Here is a 21,257-nt window from a genome sequence, read left to right as displayed (position 1 = left end):
GGAAGCCCATTCAGAATTCGATGACGACCTTGAGGTGATGCTCCCGATCCTTGGCCATCAGGAAAGCCTCGCCGGCGTTTGCCATCGGCACCACCGCGGTGAGCAGCGGCGAAACGTCGATAAGGCCTTTCTCCAGACAGGCGACGGCATCGGCGAAAACATTGCCGAAGCGGAACGCCCCTCGGACATCCAGTTCCTTCGCCATGATCCGATTGGCGGTAACCCCTTGCGGCCCCGCGGGAAGCGAACCGACCTGCACGATGGTCGCACCCGGATGAACCGCGTCGATGGCGCTGTTCAGGGCCGGAGCCGCGCCGGAAACCTCGAAAGCGACGTCGAAGCCGTCGATGGCGCGGGATGTCTCGGTCAAGGCGTCGGGCGTCCGTCCGACATTGATGGTCGCGGCGGCGCCGATCTGGCGGGCCTTGCCCAATGAACTGTCGAGCAGATCGGTGACGACGACGTCCCCCGCGCCGGCCCGGCGCGCCGCCAGCAACAGCAGTTGACCGATGGGCCCGGCGCCGGTGATCAGCACCTTCCGTCCCATGATGTCGCCGGCCCGGTGTACCGCATGAAGCGCCACGGAAAGGGGTTCGGCGAAGGCGATCAGGGGAAAGGCGATGTCGGTCGAAATCTTGTGGCACTGGCTTTCGTCGACCGACACGAACTCGCAGAAGCCGCCCTGCATGTGGGGAAACCGGCTGGCGCTGCCCATGTAGAAAACGGATTGGCACAGGTTGGGGCGCCCTTCCCGGCAGCGGGGGCATCTGCCGCAACTGCGGCCCGGATGAATGGCGACCCGGTCGCCAGGCTTGAGCGTTGAAACCTTGGCTCCCACCGCGCAGACCTCGCCGGCGACCTCATGTCCAGGGATCAGCGGCTCCCGGATAATAAAATCACCAATTCTTCCATTGGAAAAATAATGAAGATCAGATCCGCAGATTCCTCCGGCTCTAATTCTAACCTTCACATAATTATCGGATAACTCTGGTTCTTTTACTTTATCGAGACGTAGATCAAGCGCCCCGTGAATGACACAGGCTTCCATATCGACTCGCATCCTCTAGATGAATGCTTTTCATGGCATTCAATTGATTTGCTGCCATGGTAGTATACGTTATTGCGTCGTACAAGCCCCTTTTTTCGAGAAGGAAATTCCACCTGAAATTCCGCTGTCCCGGCAAATTTCGTTGACACGCTGCCATGGTAGTATACCATTAACCAGCCTATAGCACGGGCATCCGATGGATCCCGTTCAGCCTGAAGAGGATTTGAGGGACGTGATGGCCATACTCCCCGCGAACAAGCAACTTCGCCTGGCCGTCCAGGTCTTCGAAACGGTGAAGGAAGAGATCGTCAGCGGCGCATTGCCGCCCAACGCGCAACTGTCCGAGGCGGAACTGTCCGATCGCCTGGGGGTCAGTCGCACACCGGTCCGCGAAGCCCTGATCAAACTGTCGGAGGACGGCCTTGTCCGGATCATTCCGCAGGTGGGTACCTTCGTCGCTCCCATCTCGATCGATTCGGTCAACGAAGCCCAGTTCATCCGTGAGCATTTGGAATGCGCCCTCATCGTGGACGCCGTCCGGCGGATGGACAAGGCCACGCTCCGTCTTCTCCAGGACAATCTCGAACAGCAGGAGCGCGCCGTCCGCTACGACGACTGGGACAAGTTCTATGAACTCGACGAGGCCCTGCACACCTTGCTGGCGAAAGCGTCCGGTCACCTCCAGACATGGCGCATCGTCCAGCAATCCAAGGTCCATATGGACCGGGTCCGTCATGTCAGCTTCCGCATGCCGGATCACATGGCGAAACTGACCGGGCAGCACAAAGCCATCGTCGACGCCGTCGCCCAAGGCGACGAGGTGAAAGCGCGGGAGGCTTTGCGATGCCATCTCAGGGAGATCATCACGACGGTCGAAAAGCTCGGCCTGAGCGAGACGGGCCAGGACCTCCCGCCTTCGCGCAGGCGTTCCGCCCGTTCCTGACCCCCTTTTCCAACGCTTCGCTTTCAAGAAAAATCGCCGGTCCCGACACCGGCACCGGCACCAACATCGTTAAGGAGACACGCGACATGAAAATGACTTTTCGCTGGTATGGCGACAGCGATCCGGTGACGCTCGATTACATCCGGCAGATTCCCGGGATGGACGGCATCGTTTCGGCGGTCTACGACGTCCCGGTGGGCGAGACCTGGCCGGTGGAGAAGATCAAGGCGCTGAAAGCCAAGATCGAATCCCACGGCTTGAAGTTCGACGTCATCGAAAGCGTGCCGGTGCATGAGGACATCAAGCTGGGCAAGCCCTCGCGCGACCGGCTGATCGCCAACTACGCCCAGACCCTGCGCAATCTGGCCGCCTGCGACCTGAAGGTCGTCTGCTACAACTTCATGCCGGTCTTCGACTGGACCCGCACGACGCTGGAAATGGTTCTGCCCGACGGCTCGACGACATTGGGCTTCGACGTCGATGTCGTCGATAAGATCGACCTCAGCAAGGGGATCGACCTGCCCGGATGGGACGCCAGCTACAAGCCCGAGGAATTGAAGGCGCTGCTGGCCGAGTACGCCAGCATCGACGAGGAAAAGCTGTGGGCCAACCTCACCTATTTCCTGAAGGGCGTCATCCCGACGGCCGACGAGGTCGGCATCAAGATGGCCATCCATCCCGACGATCCGCCGCGCCCGATCTTCGGCCTGCCCCGCATCGTCAAGAACCGCGCCGACCTCAAGCGCCTGCTCGCCATCGTCGATACGCCCGCCAACGGCCTGACGCTGTGTTCCGGATCCCTGGGCGCCGATAGCAAGAACGACATCGTGGCGATGGTCCGCGAATTCGCGGGCCAGGGGCGCATCCACTTCGCCCATCTGAGAAACGTCAAGAACAACGAACGGGGCGACTTCTTCGAAACCGGCCATCGTTCGGAAGACGGCTCGCTGGACATGGGCGAGATCATTCGGGCTTATTACGAAGCCGGCTTCGAGGGCTATGTGCGTCCCGACCACGGCCGGATGATCTGGGGTGAAACCGGCAAGCCGGGATACGGCCTTTATGACCGGGCTCTCGGCGCGGTCTATCTCAACGGTCTGTGGGAGGGCGTCGCCAAAGCCAAGAAAGCCGGGGAGAAACGGGCATGAGCATTCCCTTCTCCATCGACCTGTCGAATCGCGTCGCCGTGGTCACCGGCGGCGGTGGCGTCCTCTGCTCGCAACTGGCCAGGGCCCTGGCCGAATGCGGCGCCAAGGTCGCCATCCTCGACCTCAATGCCGAAGCCGCCGAAGCCGCCGCCGAAGGCTTGCGGGCCGACGGCCTCACCGCGAAGGGATTCGCCGCCAACGTGCTGGAGCGGGCCTCGCTGGAAGCGGCCGCCGAGGCCGTCAAGGCGGCCTTCGGACCCTGCGATCTGCTGCTCAACGGCGCCGGCGGCAATCATCCGAAAGGCACCACCAGCAAGGAATGGCTGGAAGAGGCCGATCTCGACGATCCGTCGCTCACCACCTTCTTCGATCTCGATCCTAAGGGCATCGAATTCGTCTTCAACCTGAACTTCCTGGGCAGCCTGATCCCCTCCCAGGTCTTCGCCCGTCAGATGATCGGCCGCAAGGGATGCTCGATCATCAACATCTCCTCGATGAACGCCTTCTGCCCGCTGACCAAGATCCCCGCTTACAGCGGAGCCAAGGCGGCGGTCAGCAACTTCACCCAATGGCTGGCCGTGCATTTCTCCAAGGTCGGCATCCGCGTCAATGCCCTGGCGCCGGGCTTCTTCCTGACCAACCAGAATCACAAGTTGCTGATCGACGAGGCCAGCGGCGAATTCACCGCCCGCGCCAAGAAGATCATCGATCACACGCCGATGGGCCGTTTCGGCGAACCGCAAGAACTGGTCGGCACCTTGCTGTGGCTGGTCAGCGATGCGGCCTCGGGCTTCGTCAATGGCATTGTCGTGCCCATCGACGGCGGATTCGCCGCTTATTCGGGAGTGTAAACCATCCCTTGTCAGCCTGGAGTAAAGGCTCCGGGCTGACAAGGACCGCCATACAACCCCTCGCCCGTTTCCGTGGGCGGGGGGTTTTCCTTTTTCGGACCAGAGAGGACCGCCGGTTGCGGCGAATGATCGAACATCCATAAAATCGTCTTGAAAATAAGAATTATTCTTATTATTGATAAGAACAACCTCGCACCCAGCCAGCTTTCCGCCCTCGAATACGGATGCCAGCCAGGTCAGCTCTCCCCTTCATCCCGGAGCTTACCCATGGCATCGCCGTCGCGCGTTCTTTTCCCTCTTCTTGCCTCCACGCCTTCCCTCGCCCTGTCCGCCGTCGGCCTGGCGCTGGCCGGCTCCGTTCCCGAGGCCGCCGCGCAATCGGCGGACGGCGGCGCCATTCAACTTCCACCGGTTTCGGTCGAGGCCGCGCCGTCGGGCGACTACAAGGTAGACCAACCTTCGCTGCCCAAGCTGACCCAGCCGTTGCGCGATACGCCGCAGACCGTCGAGACGGTCTCGCGCCAACTGATGGACGACCAGGGGGTGGCGACGATGCGCGACGCGCTGCGCAACGTTCCGGGCATCAGCCTCGCTGCGGGAGAATACGGCGCGCAAGGCGACAATCTGACCATTCGCGGCTTTACCGCCCGCAATGACATCTATCTCGACGGCATGCGCGATTTCGGCAGCTATTACCGCGATCCCTTTTATCTCGACGGCATCCAGGTCCTCAAGGGGCCGTCGTCGATTCTGTTCGGTCGCGGCTCGACCGGCGGCGTGGTCGAACAGGACGGCAAGTCGCCCCAGCTCGCCCCCTTGACCGCCGGCACCCTGGGATTCGGCACGGATGCCACCAAGCGGCTGACCGCCGACGTCAACCGCGCCCTGCCCGACCTCGGACCGGGGACGGCGATTCGCCTCAATGTCATGGGTCATGAATCGAACGTCGCCGGCAGGGATGTCACCCAGAACGACCGCTTCGGCTTCGCCCCCTCCTTCGCCGTCGGCCTGGGCACGCCGACCCGCCTGACCCTTAGCTATCTGCATCAGACCGAGTATGACGTGCCGGACTATGGGCTTCCCTGGCTCTACCAATCGGCATCGGGCGTCAAATCGGCGACCGCCCGCCCGGCATCGGTATCGGGAAGCAATTTCTATGGTTTCGAGCATGGCGATTATCTGCGGACCAATGTCGATGTCGGCACGGTGAAACTGGAGCATGACGTCGGATCGGCGATCGTCCTGCGCGATCAGTTCCGCTACGCCCATTACACCCGCCAGTTCCGGATCACGGAACCGCAGATCTACGGTACCACGGCGGCCGGGGCCACCGGCTCCTCGATCCTGGTCAGCCCGTCCACGTCGCTGGGCTCCCTCAATGTGTCGCGCAACCAGCTCTATGGCGACAGCGTGGAAACCTTTCTGCAAAACCAGGCCGACGTGACGCTCAATGTGCGGACCGGTCCGATCGCCCACGCGTTGGTGACCGGCTTCGAGGTCGGCCAGGAGACGTCGGATCCCAACCGCAACAGCACCATCGGTCCCTACAGCACCACCTCGCTGGTTTCCCCGGATCCCGCCCAGGCCTACAACGCCAACACCTATCGTTCCTCCATGACCAGCACCACGGCGGATACACTGGCCGCCTATGCGCTGGACACCATCACCCTCGACGAGCATTGGCAAGTCATGGGCGGCGTCAGATTTGACAGGTTCGACGCCAGTTTCGACCAGACGACCTACGCCAATCCGGTGACCGGCAGGGGCGCGGGCGCCCTGTCCTTCTCCCGCGTCGATGACATGGTGAGCTGGCGCGGCGCGTTGGTCTTCAAACCCCTGCCCAACGGCAGCATCTATTTCTCGGCCGGCACGTCCTTCAATCCGTCGGCCGAAGCGATATCCTTGCAAAGCAGTACCGCCTCCTTGGCGCCGGAACGCAACGAAACCTATGAAATCGGCAGTAAATGGGACCTGTTCGGTGAAAGCCTGACCCTCAACGGAGCGCTCTATCACACGGAGAAGCTCAATCAGCGGGAGACCGATCCGAACAATTCGAGCTACCAGATCCTGGCCGGGGACGCCGTGGCCAAAGGGGTGGAATTGGAAGCGATCGGCCGGCTGACGGATCGCTGGCAGGTCAGCGGCGGCTACGCCTACACCTACAGCGAAATCGTCAAATCTCCCAATACCTCGGCGACCAGCGATCTCGGCCGTCCGCTGGCCAATGTGCCCCGGCACTCCGGCAATGTCTGGACCACCTATAAACTGCCCTGGCTGATGCAGATCGGCGGCGGGGTCAACTATGTCTCCAGCCGTTTCGCCAGCGCGACGCCGAGCACCGTCGGCGGGGTGAATTTCTGGAAACAGGTGCCGAGCTATTGGACGGCCAACGCCATGGCGAAATATCCGCTGACCGACAACGTCAGCCTCCAACTCAACGTCTACAACATCACCAACAAATTCTATTACGACCAGCTTCACCCGTCCCATGTCGTCCCCGGGCCGGGCCGCTCGGCCTTATTCACCATCAGTTACAAATATTAAGCGGAAAAAATGCTCACTCACATTCCGGGCGTCCTCGGCGCCGATCAATTGACAGCGTTCCGGAACGCTCTCGACCAGGCCGACTGGATCGACGGGCGCGTCACCGCCGGATACCAGTCGAGCCGGGTGAAGAACAACCACCAACTCGCTCCCGGCGATCCCACCGCCGAACGGCTGGGCGCCCTCATCCTGGCGGAACTGGCCCGGACTCCCCTGTTCATCGCGGCGGCGCTGCCGCTCAAGGTCGTGCCGCCGCTGTTCAATCGCTACGCCGTCGGCCAGACCTACGGCAATCATGTGGACGGCGCGGTCCGGCCGGTGGAGGGATCGTCGGAACGGGTACGTACCGATCTTTCGGCGACGCTCTTCCTGAGCCCGCCCGACGACTATGATGGTGGCGAACTGGTCATCGAGGACAGTTTTGGCGCCCATCGGGTAAAGCTGGCGGCCGGCGACATGGTGCTTTATCCCGGCAGCAGCCTGCATCGGGTCGAACCGGTGACCCGGGGCGTCCGGCTCGCCTCCTTCTTCTGGATCCAGAGCATGATCCGCGAGGACGGCCAGCGCCGGATGCTGTTCGATCTCGATTCGGCGATCCAGCAACTCGCCCAGGTCCTCCCCGAGCATCAGGCGGTTCCGCTGGTCACCAGCGTCTATCACAATCTCTTGCGCCGATGGGCCGAAGCATGACCGACCGATCGTTTCGCACCATTTCCTGGCGGCGAATCGTCGGGGAAATCCATCTGTGGGCCGGCTTGCTCCTTTGCCTTCCGCTGATCCTGCTGGGAGTGACGGGAACCATCCTGGTCGGCGCCGATCATCTCGGCGGCCCGGTGAAAGATCCGGCTCGGCAAACCGCCGGTGCCGCCGTCCATTCGGTGGGTGAGATCATCGAAGCCGCCCGGGCCGCCGCGCCGGACGGGTTCATCGCCTCCCTCTACGCCGCGCCGCCGGAACCGGGAGAGCCCGCCTCCATACGCCTGCAATCCGCCGCCGGACGGGGAACGCCCCCCATCCGCATGGAAATCGACGGCGCGACGCTCACCCCCGTCACCCGTCCCGAAGGCACGGCGCTGCGTTGGCTGCATATGCTTCACGCCAATCTTCTGATGGGCGAGGACGGCCGGCACATCGTCGGCTGGTTCGGGCTGGTCATGCTGACGCTCGGCATCAGCGGATTGATCAATTGGTGGCCACGTCGCAATCGATGGCGGGCGGCCTTGACCATGCGCCGGGGCTTGAGGGGCGCCGCTTTTCACCGCGCCTTGCACGGCGTGGTCGGCATCTGGACGCTGATCGTCTTTCTGGCGGTCGGCTTTTCCGGCGTTGCCCTCGCCTTTCCGCAGACCATGCGCGATCTGGTCGACGTCTTTTCGCCGGCCCGCGATTTGCGAGCGCTGGCCGGCGCCATCCGGGTTCAGCCAATCCCCGGCAGCCGGCCGATCACGGTGGACGAGGCCATCACCCTGGCGATGACGGCAATCCCCGACGGACGGCTGGCCTCCGTCGCCCTGCCGCTGCGTCCCGATCAACCGTTCCGTATCGGTTTGCTGCCGTCCGGCGGATTACAGGGCTCGCCGCAGATCGGCGTCTTCATCGACCCCTGGCGCCGCGATGTCGTCACGGTGCTCGATCCCCGGGATTTCAGCGCCGGCGAGAGCCTGCTCGCCTGGCAGCACGCCCTGCATTCCGCAAGGGGCCTCGGCGGCGCATGGACCACCCTGGTTTTCCTGTCGGGAGGACTTCCCTTGCTCTTTTCGGTAACCGGCGTGGCCTTGTGGTGGATAAAACGCGCGAAGAAGACGGCTCGATAACCGCCCTCGACTTCATTCCACCAGCAAATCGAATTTTCGCGCCAACCATTTCGTGGTGGTCGCCTGGATGAGGATGGTCATCAGCACGGCGATGAAGGTGACCGAGGCGATCACATCGGCCCCGGGGGCCTTCATGCCGACCAGCATGCCGGCCAACGCCGCCGGAATGACCCCGGTTTCGCGCACCCAGCACATGAACAACAACTCTTTCAGGCTCCATTTGGCCCGCCGGTCCGGGGTGGCGCACAGAAACACGGTCACCGGGCGGGCAACCAGCATGAAGACGGCGACCACCGCCACGCCGCCCGCGAGATTTCTGTTCATCACGGCGAAATCCACCTGGGAGCCCAGCAGAATGAAGACGAACATGCGCAGCATGGCGGTCTGATTGCCGATCCAACTGTCGAAACTGTCCTCGTGCCGGCCGGGCATGGCGAAACCGAAGGAGCGGCGATTGCCGACGATCATGCCCAGCACGAAGACGGCCATGAAGCCGCTGCCGTCCATGCGATCGGCCAGAAGATAGGTGGCGATGGCGGCAAGAATGGATACCGCCGGCGCGAACTCGGCGAAATGGCCATATTTCGAATGGGCGACGAGAAACGCCGCGGCATAACCGATGATCACCCCGGCCCCCAGGCCGATGGCGGTCTGCCGGATGAAATCCAGGACGGAATGGCCGAGCGAAACCTCGCCAGACCCCATGGCGACCGCCAGGACGCCGAAGGTCATGACGGCGCCGGTGGCGTCGTTGAAAGCCGATTCGCTGATCACCGTCTGGGCGATGCGGTCCTTCACATGGACCTGCTTGAAAACCGGCACCAGGGTCGCCGGATCGGTCGAGGCGATGGCGTTGCCCAGCAGCAGGGCGACGATCATCGGCAATCCCAGCAGGTAATGAGCGGCGGCGGCGGTAATCAGCGCCGTCACCACCACGCCCGGGACCGCCAGAATGACGATGGTGATCCAGACCTCCTTCAAGACGGCGAAACGCAGCGACGCGCCGCCGTCGAACAGAAGATAGGACGCCCCGAAGATGAGGATGATCTGGTTGGTGGTGCTGGCCGCCGGAATGTTCACCCATCCCAGCATCCCCGGCCCCAGCGCGATACCGACGAGCAGATAGATGGCGACGTCGGGCAGTTTGATCCTTTGCGCCACGACGGCGAAAAAAGTTCCGACGGCAAGGATGATTCCCACGTTCAGCAGGATTTCCTTGGCCGCCTCGGTCGATCCCATTCCCCCACTCCCCCAGCCGCGCCGATCATTATGGGTTGGCAATAATCACTGGTCTCCGACGAGACTATAGATCATCGAGGGGAGAGGATGAAGCGAAGGGGAGCGGCCCCGGATGTCATCGTTCGGGGCCGCTCCTTGTGTCAGGCCTCGATACCGGCCGGAGTCTTGCCGGATCCGGCTTTCGGCAGGATCAGATGCATGACCACCAGTCCGATCAGATAGAGCGACGAGGCGATACCGAACAGCAGTTGATAATTGCCGTTGGTCGCGTCGAGCAGCCGGCCGACCCCCATCGAGACGAACATGCCGACGATATAGGCGCAGAAGCCGCCGATGCCGACCACCGAGCCGACCGCGTTCTGCGGCATGGTATCGGACACGATGGTATAGACGTTCGCCGAATAGCCCTGGTGCGCCGACGCCGCGATGCCGATCAGGATCACCGCCCACCACATGCTCGAGACCTGCGAGGCCATGAACACCGGTACGACGCACAGACCGCAGACCAGGAAGGTGATCTTGCGGGCGGTCAGCGTCCGGACCCCCCGCTTGATGAGGTGGGACGACAACCAGCCGCCACCGATGCTGCCGACGTCGGCCATGCAATAGATGACGACCAGGGGAAGCATGGCGGCCATCAGATTGACGCCGTATTGCTTCGAAAGGAAACCCGGCACCCAATTCAGGTAGAACCACCAGACCGGGGCGCTGAAGCAGGTCCCGGCCACATTGGCCCAGGTGCCGCGGTAGCCCAGCAGCTTGAACCAGGGGATCTTCACGGTGGGCTGCACCGGATCGCTGCGGATATAGGCCAGTTCGGCGGCCGACAGCTTCGGATGCTCCTCCGGTTTGCGATAGGTCAGGAACCAGAAGATCACCCAAAGGAAACCGATGCCGCCGGTCACCAGAAAGGCGGCCTGCCAACCCCAAGCCATCACCAGCAGCGGAACGAGAATGGGCGCCACCACGGCGCCGACGTTGCTGCCGGCATTGAAGATGCCGGTGGCCAGGGCCCGTTCCTTGGCCGGGAACCATTCCGACACGGTCTTGATGGAGGCAGGGAAATTTCCGCCTTCCGTCAGGCCGAGACCGGCACGCGCCACCTTGAAGCCGAAAATACTGCTCATGCCGGCATGCAGGCAGGCGAAGAAACTCCAGGCGGCAACCGCGCCGGGCAGACCGATGCGGACACCGATCTTATCCATGAAACGCCCGACGCCAAGATAACCGAACGCATAGAACAGGGAAAAGACGGCGACGATGTCGCCATATTCGGTTTCCGTCCAATGCAGATCATTCATCAATGTCGGCTTCAATAAACCGAACACCATGCGATCCATGTAATTGATGGTCGTCGAAAAAAACAAAAGCGCGCAAATCCGCCATCGATATTTACCGACGACGGTCAGCGCTGTGTCAGCAATACTTGATAGAGTGGCTGCTTTCGACTGCGACATGTTTCATCCCCAGATGACCTTCGGGTGCCTCGATACCAGGCCTGCGAAAACGCGCCAGGACCTGGTGGCTTCCCATTGTTGCGATGTGGCGGCGCGGATGTCTCACGGCAGACCGCTTTCACCACGAATCCCTCCACTTCCCCACCCACGCTCAATCCTTAACGCGCGGTGCCTGACAGCCCATCGCGGTGGGTGCGTCCGCAACATTAGCATTCTAGTATGGTAGTTTGTCAACAACTGCGTTTTGATGGGTCAAAACCCGAATTATTATCATATGACATTAAAAAAATATCATAAATTACTAGTTAATAACATTTTTTTATACATATCGCACGACCTGAGGCATGACCATCGGAGGCATTTCACCAGCGCACCCATGCCTTCTGGCTTGTCGTTTTTCAAGCTTGTATGGTAGTATATCCAAATTGGTTCGTTTAGTGAGGATATATCCGAAAATGTCTAAGACAGGTCGCGCGGACGAGACTGCGGCACTCCACCGTCTTTCCATGGAAAGTCTGCCCACTTTGCCGAAGGAGGTCGCGCGCCCCAGTTATGATCGTGCCGCCGTTTCCCCCGGTATCGTCCATCTGGGCCTGGGAGCCTTCTGCCGTGCACATCTCTCGGTCTATACCGACGATATCCTGGCCGCTGGCGCCACTGATTGGGGAATCGTCGGCGTCGACCTGCTTTCCCCCGCCATCCGCGATGCCTTGAAACCGCAGGATTGCCTCTATTCGGTGTTCAGCCGCCAGGCCGGCGGCGACCAATTGCGCGTCGTCGGCTCCATGCTGGACGCCCTGGCCCTGCCCGACGATCTCGGTCGCGCCTTCTCTTTGATGATCGCGCCCACCACCCGCATCGTCACCCTGACGGTCACGGAAAAAGGCTATTGCCAGGATGCCGCCACCGGCGCCCTCGATGAGAATAATCCCGCCATCAAGGCCGATATCGCCAACCCGTCCGCCCCCCGCACCGTTCCCGGCGTGCTGACCGAAGCCATCCGCCTGCGCCGTGCGGCCGGGGTTGCCCCCTTCACTGTGCTGGTCTGCGACAATCTGGCGCAAAACGGCGCGACGGCACGGCGCATCGTCGTCCGCTTCGCCGAGTTGATCGATCCGGAACTCAGCCGTTTCATCGCCGAAAACATCGCCTTTCCCTGCACGATGGTCGACCGCATCACACCGGCCACGCGCGATGAGGACCGCGCCGCCATCGCCAACGGCTTCGGCATCGAGGACGCCTGGCCGGTGGTCTGCGAGCCATTCCGTCAGTGGGTCATCGAGGATAATTTCCCCCTCGGCCGGCCGCGCTGGGAAGATGTCGGCGCCCTCTTGGTCAAGGACGTCCACCCTTTCGAACTGATGAAGCTGCGCTGCCTGAACGGTGCCCATTCGACCCTGGCCTATCTATCGGTGGCCGCAGGCATCGAGACCATCGCCGAGGCGATGGGTGACGCCGATTTGAATGCCGTCGTCCACCGTTTGTGGAAGGAAGACCTGATCCCCACCCTGCCACCGGTCCCCGGGACCGATGTGACGGCCTATACCGCCGCGCTGGAGGAACGCTTCCTCAATCCGGGCGTGCGGCATCGGACCTTGCAAATTTCCTCGGACGGATCGCAGAAGCTGCCGCCCCGTCTTCTGGAGCCGGCCCTGTCGCGGCTGCAAGCCGGAGCCCTGCCGCAGGCCATCGTGCTGGCCGTCGCCGCCTGGATGCGTTTCACCACCGGTGTGAACGAACGCCAGGAAAGCTATGACATCGCCGACCCCATGGCGGCCCGTCTGCGCGCCATCGGCGAGCGCAACGGCCACGACGCCAAGCGATTGGCCGGCGAATTGTTCGCCATCGCCGACATCTTCCCGCCGGAGCTGCTGGGTTACTCCGCGTTCCGCGACGCGGTCGAGAAGACCCTGCACAGCCTGCTGACCAAGGGGGTCCGCCCGACGTTGAAAACCTTTCTGGGCTGATCGGCCCGAACGTCAAAAGACAAAAAAAATGGTTAAAGGAACGTTTCCATGAATGAGATCGAGCTTACGATGACGGGCGCGGCCGAAACGACCGTGCAAGAGGTCTCGTCCCCGGCGATGTTGAGACGCGTCGCCATGGCCTCATGCGTCGGCACCACGGTGGAGTGGTACGATTTTTTCGTCTACGCCACCGCGGCAGCCCTGGTTTTCAATAAACTCTTCTTTCCGCAGTTCGACCCGCTCGTCGGATCGCTCGTGGCCCTGGGCACCTATGCGGCGGGCTTCATCGCCCGTCCCGTGGGTGGCTTGGTCTTCGGTTATGTCGGCGACCGTCTGGGCCGGAAAAAAGCCCTGGTCACCACCCTTTTGATCGTCGGCATCGCCACCTTCGTCATCGGTTTGATGCCGACTTATGCCGCCATCGGCTTGGCGGCCCCGATCATCCTCATCTGCATCCGCATGCTGCATGGTTTCGGTATCGGCGGCGAACAGGGCAATGCCATCCTCATCGTTTGCGAGCACGCTCCGGCGGAAAAACGCGGCTTCTACGGCTCGCTCGTGCAAATCGGCGCCCCGGCCGGCTTTATCATACCGCTGGGGCTGTTCGCCCTTCTGACGGCGACGATGACCGACGATGTCTTTCTCGACTGGGGATGGCGCCTGCCCTTCCTGGTGAGCATTCTGCTGATCGGCATCGGCCTTTATATCCGCGTCAATCTTTCCGAATCCCCCCTGTTCGCCTCGGCTCACCAGCACAAGGGGCCGCGGCCGTCCATGGTGGCGATGCTGACGAAACATACGCGCGGCATTCTGCTAGGCTGGGGCGCCAAGCTGTGCGAGTCCTCCATATTCTCCATCTATGCCGTGATGATTTCGGCCTATGCGGTCAACCGCGGCATTCCTAAGTCCCTGATGACCACCGCCATTCTGATCGCCATCGTGATCGAAGTGGTGACTCTGCCGCTGTTCGGCGCCCTGTCCGATCGCATCGGCCGGCGGACGGTCTATATGTTGGGGTCGGTGATGACCATCCTGCTGGCCTTCCCGGTTTTCGGTCTCGTCTATTACGACGTGCGCGGCCTGATCTGGCTGGGACTGGTCGGCGCCCTGGCGGTCGGCCATGCCGCCATGTACGCGCCCCAGGCCGCCTTCTTCGCCGAATTGTTCCCGACCTCGGTGCGCGCCACCGGTGTGGCCATCGTCCAGCAGTTCGGCGCCCTGATCGGCACCATCTTCGGATTCGGCGCCGGCTGGCTTCTCCAGGTCGGCAACGGTACCCCGTGGCTTCTGGCCGGTTTCGTCGCCTTTACCGGCGTGGTGACCACCGTCAGCGTCTTCCTGATGTACGAATCGGCGCCACGCCACGCCACGGCGTCCGCCGTGGCCTTCCACTGATCTTTGTTCAAACACCGGCCTGGCGGCGCGAGGCCGCCGGGCCTTAAGCCCTCAGCAACGAAAAGGAAAATTTTATGCTTCAGACATGGCGATGGTTTGGTCCCGACGACCCGGTGACTTTGGAAAATGCCCGGCAAGCCGGGGCGACGGGCATCGTCACCGCCCTGCATCACATGAACACCGGCGGCGTCTGGACGGAGGACGAGATCGAGAAGCGCCGCAGGATGATCGAAGCGGCCGGTCTGGAATGGACGGTGGTCGAAAGCATCGGGGTCGGCGAAGAGATCAAGACGCGGAGCGGCAACTTCCGCGAGAAGATCGACAATTACAAGCAGTCGATCCGCAACGTGGCGAAGTCCGGGATCAAGGTGATCTGCTACAATTTCATGGTGATCACCGATTGGAGCCGCACCAATCTGATGTATCGGCTGCCCAACGGCGGCTATGCCCTGCGCTATGACAGCATCGATTTCGCGGCCTACGACATTTTCGCCTTACAGCGCAAAGGCGCCGCCGACAGCTACACGCCCGAGCGGGTCAAGCTGGCCGAGGCGCGTTTCAAGGCGATGAGCCCCGACGAGGTCGCAGCCCTCGAAAAGGTGCTGATCGACTGGCTGCCGGCGCGCGATTTCGCCTATGACCGGACCAGCTTCAAGAAGATGCTGGAGATCTATCAGGAAATCGATACCGAGGATCTGCGGGCCAATCTGGTGGCCTTCCTGAAGGAGATCACCCCGGTCGCCGAGGAAGTGGGCGTGCGCCTGTGCATCCATCCCGACGATCCGTCCTTTCCCATCTTCGGCCTGCCCAGGGTCATGTCGACGGCCGAGGACGTCCGCGCCATGTTCTCCGCCGTGCCCGAGGAGGCATGCGGCCTGACGCTGTGCACGGGATCCTTCGGTTCCAATCCGAAGAACGATCTGGTGGCCATGGCCAAGGAATTCGCGCCCCGCATCCATTTCGTCCATCTGCGCAACACCAAGCACGAGGCCGATGGCTCCTTCTATGAAGCCGATCATCTCGATGGCGACACCGATCTCATCGGCGTCGCCGCGGCGATCATGAAGGAAGAGGACCGCCGTACCGCCGGCGGTCGATCGGACGCGCAGATTCCGATGCGTCCCGATCACGGACATCTTCTGGGCGACGACGTCGGCAAGAAGATGAATCCCGGCTATTCCTTCATCGGACGCCTCAAGGGCTTGGCCGAATTGCGCGGCGTGATGCGCACGGTCGAGGCTTTCCGCTCCGGAAAGATCGCCTGACGCCAAAGACCGCGTCCCGTCCCGCCGTCATCCGGTTCCAGGCCCGGCGCCTGGAACCGGATCGTTTCGGCGATGGATTGCCCTGGTCCCATATTGCCGTTAAATAGAACGGGGCGCCGGTCGCGGGAATCCGGCGGCAAACGGAGAGAAGGTTTATTGAATGGCACCGACCATGCCGCTCGAAAATCGGCACAGGCGACTTTCGGAACAGGCCCTCGATGCGGTGCGGCGCCAGATCGTCACCGGCGTCTATCCCCCTGACACGCGGCTTTCCGAAGTCGAATTGTCCGAAAAACTGGGGGTCAGCCGCACTCCCGTCCGCGAGGCGCTGATCCGTCTGGCCGAGGAAGGCCTGGTCAAGATCGTTCCGCAGATCGGCTCCTTCGTCGCGCCCATTTCCCTCGACGCGGTCCGTCAGGCCCAATTCATCCGCGAACATCTCGAATGCGCCCTGATCGCCGAGGCCGCCAAGCATATCGACATCGGCGTCAACCGCCAGATGTCCGACAATCTGAAACAGCAGGCCATCGCCGCCCAGAAGGGCGACTGGGACAGCTTCTACAGCTATGACGAGGCGCTGCACGCCATCTGGGCGACGGCGTCGGGCAACAGCGGCGTCTGGCGGGTCATCCAGCAGTCCAAGGTGCATCTGGATCGCGTCCGCCAGATCAGCGACCGCCGCCCGGAACATATGGCGCTTCTCCTGAAGCAGCACACCACCATCGCCAATGCCGTCGCCAAGGGCGACGTCGCCACGGCGCAGACCGAACTGCGCAACCATCTCCGCCTGGTCTTCGTCACCATGCGGAAACTCGATATCGCCCGGAACGCCGCTACAGCAGACCAGCCAGATTGAGCCGTCCGTCCTTCTGCGGGGGACAGTAATAATAGGCGCCGGTTTCGGCCTGGGTGTATTTCAGCAGGGAATCGGGCACCTCGTCGAGCAGACCGCACATGCGACGCAGAACCAGATCGACGACGCCGAGATCGGCGACGAAGGCGACGAACAGCAGGCCATGGGCCTTCAGGTCTCCCCAGGGCATCGAGCGGCGCAGCATGAAGGCGGGCTCGTCGAAACCTTCCTGGTCCGTCCGCTTGACGTGCGACGTCTCCGGCGCCTCGTCGAACTCCTCGTTGTCGGAAAGCCGGCGCCCGATGATGTCGTCACGTTGGGCTTCCGGCAGATGATTGAAGCGTTCGCGGAAATGCACATAGCGTTGAACCAGCGCGAAGGATCCGCCCGCCTGCGGACCTTCCGGAATCACGGCCACCTCGGCCTGTTCCTCGGGCGGAGGGTTGCCGGTGCCGTCCTTGTAGCCGGTGAGATCGCGTCCATCCCGGTAGCGGAACAGCGGCAGAGTCTCGACCAGGCTGAAAGGCCCGGCCAGTTGGCGGTCGAGTTCCTCGGCGCGGTCGAAAGCGGCCCCGGCCGTCTGTTCGGGGATGAAGGCCCACAGCGCCCGCTGGGTCGCCGGCATGCTGGCCGGGCCCTCCAATGGGCTGAACGGACGCAGCCCGGGAACGCTTCGGCCCAGAGCGGCGGCCAGCGGCGCGCCGATGCCGATGACGGCGCCGGCGGGATCCAACGCCTTCAGCGCCGCCAGCGCGGCGGCGGGATCGCCTTCCAGCGACCATTCCAGACTATGTCCGGCCTGGGCTTCCTCGACAAACAACCCCGGCTGGGCCAGTCCCTGCAATCCGTCCATGATGTTCACCCCGTCACAAAAAAACGCCGCTCACCGAAAGCCCCCGGCGTCATGGTTTCGCCGAATGCAAGCGGAAACCGGCACCAACATCAAGGGCGAAAAGCCCAGATCGACGATTCGCCGGTATTACCCCTCGAAAATCGTTCTTTTTCCCGTGCTTGCCAAGCCATCCCCGCTCGGCGATCATTCCCCCCGTCTTCCCCTTAGGCTTTTTCCATGTCCTCTTCCGAGCATTTTCCCCATTCCAGCCAATCCGCCATCGACCGGCTTCTCTCCATCATGGCCCGCCTGCGGGCGCCCGAAGGCGGCTGTCCATGGGATATCGCCCAGACCTTCAAGACCATCGCGCAACACACCATCGAAGAGGCCTATGAGGTGGTGGAGGCCATCGAAGCGGACGACAAGACGGCCCTGAAGGATGAATTGGGGGATCTGCTGTTCCAGGTGGTCTTCTACGCCCAGATGGCCAGGGAGGAAGGCAGCTTCGATTTCGAGGATGTGGTCGGGGCCATCTGCGACAAGATGGAGCGCCGCCATCCCCACGTGTTCGCCGACGCCTCCATCGCCGACGCCCGGGCGCAAACCGCGCAGTGGGAGGCCCAGAAGGCCCGCGAGCGTCAAAGAAAGGCCGGAGAGGCGCCGCAAAGCGCGCTTGCCGGCGTCTCGACCGCCCTGCCCGCGCAAACCCGGGCCTTGAAACTTCAGGCGCGGGCCGGCCGCGTCGGTTTCGACTGGCCGGAGGCGGAACAGGTCCTCGACAAGATCGCCGAGGAAATCGGCGAGGTTCGCGCCGAACTGGGAGAGACCGTCGATCGGGACCGCCTGGAGGACGAAGTGGGCGATTTGCTGTTCGCTTGCGTCAATCTGGCCCGCAAGCTGGAAATCGATCCGGAAACGGCATTGCGCCGCGGCAACCGCAAATTCGAACGGCGCTTTCATCACATCGAGGCCGAGCTCGCCAAGCGCGGGCGGACGCCCGGCGAATCGAGCCTGGCCGAGATGGAGGCCTTTTGGGTCGAAGCCAAGAAATTGGAACGGGGGGAACCATGAGGAAATTCTTCATGTGGAGCAGGCGCCGAAAGGGATTTCTCGCCCTGGCGGGCGCCCTGCTTCTGGCATTGTCCGCTTGCTACGTGCCGGACAATTTCAAGTCGGAAATCCGCCTCGGCCGAACCGGCGATTACGCCATCGCCTTCTGGGGCGATCTGATCTGGGCGCCGCTTTACCGCGACATCCAGAAAAACAGCATTCCGGCGGCCGAAATCCCGACCAAGGTCGCCGAAATCCAAAAGGATCTGCAGCGCGATTCGCATTTCAAAAAAGTCGAATCCCTTGGCAAGGGCCGTTTCAGGGTCGAATATCAGCGGGAAGGTCACCTGGACGACAACGACATGGTCACCTTCGTGCGGCGCAACGCCATCATCATCCAAATCGTTTCGAAACCGGATGGGCGCGTCATCGTCAACGGCCACACCATGAAGCCGTCCGAGGCCCAGCAGGCGACGACGCTCGGGCTCGACGTCAAAGGCGAATTCCGCATCGTCGCCGATGGACTGGTCAAGGAGCATAATGCCTCGGAGGTCAAACCTTTCGGCCGCTACCAGGTTTATATCTGGACCATCCAGAACGCGTTTTCCCCACCGCCCCATTTCGTCATGCAGCGCGAAGGGGTGTGGCCTTCCCAGAAGCAGGAGCAGAAATGACCGATCTTTCCACCGCCACCATTTTCATTACCGGCGCCACGTCAGGCTTCGGCGCGGCGGCGGCCCGGCGATTCGCCGGTGACGGGGCCCGCCTCGTCCTTCTCGGGCGGCGCGCCGACCGCCTGGAGGCCCTGAAAAGCGAATTGAAGGTGCCCGTGCATGTGCTCGCCCTCGACATCCGCGATCGCGAGGCGGTGACCGAGGCTTTCGCCACCCTGCCCAAGGATTTCGCCCAAATCGACGTCCTGCTGAACAACGCCGGCCTGGCGGTCGGCCTCGAGATGGCCCCGAAGACCGATCTCGACGACTGGGACGCCATGGTCGACACCAACATCAAGGGCCTGATGTACTGTACCCGCTCCGCCCTGCCCGGCATGGTCGAAAGGAAGCGCGGGCATATCATCAACATGGGCTCGGTGGCCGGCACCTATCCCTATCCCGGCGGTAACGTCTATGGCGGCACCAAGGCCTTCGTCGAGCAGTTCTCGCTCAATCTGCGGGCCGAACTGTTGGGGTCGAAGGTGCGCGTGACGAACATCAAGCCGGGCATGTGCGAGACCGAATTCTCGGTGGTCCGTTTCCGCGGCGACGCCTCCAAGGCCGACAATGTCTATGCCGGCATGAAGCCGCTGTCCGCCGACGACATCGCAGAATGCATCCATTGGGTGGCGGCATTGCCGGCGCATATGAATATCAACGAACTGGAAATCATGCCGGTCGATCAGGCGTTCTCGCCCTTCGCCGTCCATCGCGAAGGCAAGTGATCGGGTCCCTGTCCGCCTGAAACAGCAAGCGGCGTGGGCGTTTAGCCCGCGCCGCTTCGCCTCGAAAGGCCCCTATCCGAGGTTCTCCCCCGTATCCGGCAGCCGCTCGACGCGGCCGACGATGAAGATGTAGGACATGGCTCCCAACAGGGCCATCACCGAAATATAGGTCAGGGCCGGCGAGAAATCGGTGCCGCTGACCAGGATGCCGATGATGATCGGCACGGTTATTCCCGACAGATTGCCGATGAAATTGAACACGCCGCCGGTCAGGCCCAGGAGCCGCTTGGGCGCGATGGCGGACACCAGCGACCAGGTGATCGACGCCAGGCCGTTGCCGAAGAAGGCCACGGTCATGAAGGTGATGACCAGAGCCGGACTGTCGACGAAGTTGGCCCCGACGATCGAGGTGGACAGCAACAGGCCGCAAACGATCGGCGTCTTCCGGGCCAGGGCGAGAGAACATTGCCTGCGGACCAGAAAGTCGGAGATCAAGCCCGAGCAAAGCACTCCGCAGAAGGCCGCGAGGAAGGGCAAGGAGGCGAGGAAGCCGGCCTTGACGTAGCTCATACCCCGGTATTGCACCAGATAGGTGGGAAACCAGGTCAGGAAGAACCAAAGGGTCGAGGTCAGGGCATATTGACCGAAATAGATGCCCCACAGCTTGCGGCTGCTCAACACCGTGGCGAGATCGCGCAGCGAAAAGGCCGACTTGGGCTTGACGCCGGTCTGCTCGCCGAGGTCGACCAGGCCGCCCCCGTCGCGGATCAACTGGATCTCGGCGGCGTTCGCTGCCTTGAAATGCCTGGGATCACGGTAGACGAGGAACCAGACCACGGCCCACACGGCACCGATGCCACCGGTGACGGCGAACACCATATGCCAGCCGAAATTGGCCTGCAGATAGGCCAGGACCGGAGTCAGAAAGGCCAGGCCGACGAATTGCCCCGATGTATAGAAGCCGATGGCGGTGGCGCGTTCCTGTTCCGGGAACCAAGTGGTCACCACGCGGTTGTTGATCGGAAAGGATGGGGCTTCCAACCCGCCGACCGCCAAACGAAGGACGAAAAGCGCCGTTAATCCACCGGCGAAGCCGAGCGCGAAAGTGGCAATCGACCACAGCAGGATGAGAAGCGCATAGAAGCGCCGGGGGGCGTAGCGGTCGACCAGCCAGCCACCGGGGATCTGGCAGATCGCGTAAGTCCAGCCGAAGGCCGAAAAGACCAGACCCATCTTGACCGAATCGACGCCCAGGTCCTTGGTGAGCAACGGGGCGGCGATGGAAAGATTGGCACGGTCGAGATAATTCAGCACCACGGTGGCGAACAGGAGCAGCATAATGATGAAGCGGGCGCGCGTGGGCGCCTGCCCGGCCGCCAGCCGACCAGGTTCCAACATGGGTTTTCTCCTTTT

The 21,257-nt window shown here is 62.4% G+C and carries 18 protein-coding genes; 13 read left to right on the top strand and 5 right to left on the bottom strand.

Annotation, left to right across the window (positions count from 1 at the left end):
* Window positions 1–10 precede the first annotated feature (10 nt).
* Complete coding sequence (locus CWS72_RS06125) at window positions 11–1,048, bottom strand: L-idonate 5-dehydrogenase (protein WP_101249687.1); 1,038 nt, start codon at window positions 1,046–1,048, stop codon at window positions 11–13.
* Window positions 1,049–1,283: 235 nt separating this feature from the next.
* Here CWS72_RS06125 and CWS72_RS06120 point away from each other — a divergent pair, with 235 nt between their 5' ends.
* The 6 genes from CWS72_RS06120 to CWS72_RS06095 all read left to right on the top strand — a co-directional run bounded on the left by CWS72_RS06120 (window position 1,284) and on the right by CWS72_RS06095 (window position 8,348).
* Window positions 1,284–1,991 (top strand): GntR family transcriptional regulator, encoded by a 708-nt coding sequence (locus tag CWS72_RS06120; protein WP_241911608.1) that lies wholly within the window; start codon window positions 1,284–1,286, stop codon window positions 1,989–1,991.
* Between the two features lie 86 nt (window positions 1,992–2,077).
* A complete protein-coding gene (gene uxuA, locus CWS72_RS06115; protein ID WP_101249685.1) occupies window positions 2,078–3,139 on the top strand; it encodes a mannonate dehydratase in 1,062 nt (353 codons plus the stop codon).
* The gene (locus tag CWS72_RS06110) at window positions 3,136–3,990 is read left to right on the top strand and encodes an SDR family oxidoreductase (RefSeq protein WP_101249684.1); all 855 of its coding nucleotides are present in this window, start codon (window positions 3,136–3,138) and stop codon (window positions 3,988–3,990) included. Before uxuA (CWS72_RS06115) ends, CWS72_RS06110 begins: the two co-directional genes overlap by 4 nt.
* A gap of 267 nt (window positions 3,991–4,257) precedes the next feature.
* Complete coding sequence (locus CWS72_RS06105; protein ID WP_101249683.1) at window positions 4,258–6,534, top strand: TonB-dependent receptor; 2,277 nt, start codon at window positions 4,258–4,260, stop codon at window positions 6,532–6,534.
* Window positions 6,535–6,543: 9 nt separating this feature from the next.
* Window positions 6,544–7,224, top strand: coding sequence for a Fe2+-dependent dioxygenase (locus tag CWS72_RS06100; protein ID WP_101249682.1), 681 nt, complete (start codon window positions 6,544–6,546; stop codon window positions 7,222–7,224).
* Window positions 7,221–8,348, top strand: a complete 1,128-nt coding sequence (locus CWS72_RS06095; protein WP_101249681.1) for a PepSY-associated TM helix domain-containing protein — start codon at window positions 7,221–7,223, stop codon at window positions 8,346–8,348. The genes CWS72_RS06100 and CWS72_RS06095 overlap by 4 nt, the downstream gene beginning before the upstream one ends.
* 12 nt (window positions 8,349–8,360) lie before the next feature.
* On the opposite strand, the gene CWS72_RS06090 is transcribed toward CWS72_RS06095, so the two are convergent.
* The gene (locus tag CWS72_RS06090; RefSeq protein WP_101249680.1) at window positions 8,361–9,587 is read right to left on the bottom strand and encodes a cation:proton antiporter; all 1,227 of its coding nucleotides are present in this window, start codon (window positions 9,585–9,587) and stop codon (window positions 8,361–8,363) included.
* Between the two features lie 140 nt (window positions 9,588–9,727).
* On the bottom strand, window positions 9,728–11,044 hold the full coding sequence (locus CWS72_RS06085) for an MFS transporter (RefSeq protein ID WP_101249679.1): 1,317 nt from the start codon (window positions 11,042–11,044) through the stop codon (window positions 9,728–9,730).
* A 455-nt stretch (window positions 11,045–11,499) separates the two neighbouring features.
* Here CWS72_RS06085 and CWS72_RS06080 point away from each other — a divergent pair, with 455 nt between their 5' ends.
* The 4 genes from CWS72_RS06080 (at window position 11,500) to CWS72_RS06065 (ending at window position 16,527) form a co-directional block, all read left to right on the top strand.
* Window positions 11,500–13,011: a mannitol dehydrogenase family protein gene (locus CWS72_RS06080; RefSeq protein WP_101249678.1), complete on the top strand. Its 1,512-nt coding sequence runs from the start codon at window positions 11,500–11,502 to the stop codon at window positions 13,009–13,011.
* 48 nt (window positions 13,012–13,059) lie between these two features.
* The gene (locus CWS72_RS06075) at window positions 13,060–14,406 is read left to right on the top strand and encodes an MFS transporter (protein ID WP_241911602.1); all 1,347 of its coding nucleotides are present in this window, start codon (window positions 13,060–13,062) and stop codon (window positions 14,404–14,406) included.
* 74 nt (window positions 14,407–14,480) lie between these two features.
* Window positions 14,481–15,671, top strand: a complete 1,191-nt coding sequence (gene uxuA / locus CWS72_RS06070) for a mannonate dehydratase (protein ID WP_101249677.1) — start codon at window positions 14,481–14,483, stop codon at window positions 15,669–15,671.
* A gap of 160 nt (window positions 15,672–15,831) precedes the next feature.
* Complete coding sequence (locus CWS72_RS06065; protein WP_101249676.1) at window positions 15,832–16,527, top strand: GntR family transcriptional regulator; 696 nt, start codon at window positions 15,832–15,834, stop codon at window positions 16,525–16,527.
* Here the strand turns inward: CWS72_RS06065 and CWS72_RS06060 are convergent.
* Window positions 16,505–17,377 (bottom strand): Dyp-type peroxidase, encoded by an 873-nt coding sequence (locus CWS72_RS06060; protein WP_101249675.1) that lies wholly within the window; start codon window positions 17,375–17,377, stop codon window positions 16,505–16,507. The genes CWS72_RS06065 and CWS72_RS06060 overlap by 23 nt on opposite strands.
* Window positions 17,378–17,593: 216 nt before the next feature.
* Between CWS72_RS06060 and mazG the strand changes: the two genes are divergently transcribed.
* Genes mazG through CWS72_RS06045 form a run of 3 tightly spaced genes read left to right on the top strand, consistent with a single transcriptional unit; the run spans window position 17,594 to window position 19,844 of the window.
* Window positions 17,594–18,427, top strand: a complete 834-nt coding sequence (mazG, locus tag CWS72_RS06055; protein WP_101249674.1) for a nucleoside triphosphate pyrophosphohydrolase — start codon at window positions 17,594–17,596, stop codon at window positions 18,425–18,427.
* Between the two features lie 11 nt (window positions 18,428–18,438).
* Entirely contained in the window at window positions 18,439–19,080 is a 642-nt protein-coding gene (locus CWS72_RS06050; protein ID WP_146002641.1) for a hypothetical protein, read from the top strand.
* Window positions 19,077–19,844 carry an SDR family NAD(P)-dependent oxidoreductase gene (locus CWS72_RS06045; RefSeq protein ID WP_101249672.1) on the top strand — a complete coding sequence of 256 codons (768 nt, stop codon included), beginning with the start codon at window positions 19,077–19,079 and terminating at the stop codon, window positions 19,842–19,844. Before CWS72_RS06050 ends, CWS72_RS06045 begins: the two co-directional genes overlap by 4 nt.
* A gap of 72 nt (window positions 19,845–19,916) precedes the next feature.
* Here CWS72_RS06045 and CWS72_RS06040 read toward each other — a convergent pair whose 3' ends face one another.
* Window positions 19,917–21,242: an MFS transporter gene (locus tag CWS72_RS06040; RefSeq protein ID WP_101249671.1), complete on the bottom strand. Its 1,326-nt coding sequence runs from the start codon at window positions 21,240–21,242 to the stop codon at window positions 19,917–19,919.
* Between the last annotated feature and the right edge of the window lie 15 nt (window positions 21,243–21,257).

Origin of the sequence: Telmatospirillum siberiense, assembly GCF_002845745.1 — a bacterium.
Classification (GTDB): Bacteria; Pseudomonadota; Alphaproteobacteria; order Rhodospirillales; family Magnetospirillaceae; genus Telmatospirillum; species Telmatospirillum siberiense.
The sequence above is the reverse complement of the archived record's forward strand: the minus strand, read 5'-3'. Positions and strand labels throughout refer to the sequence as shown.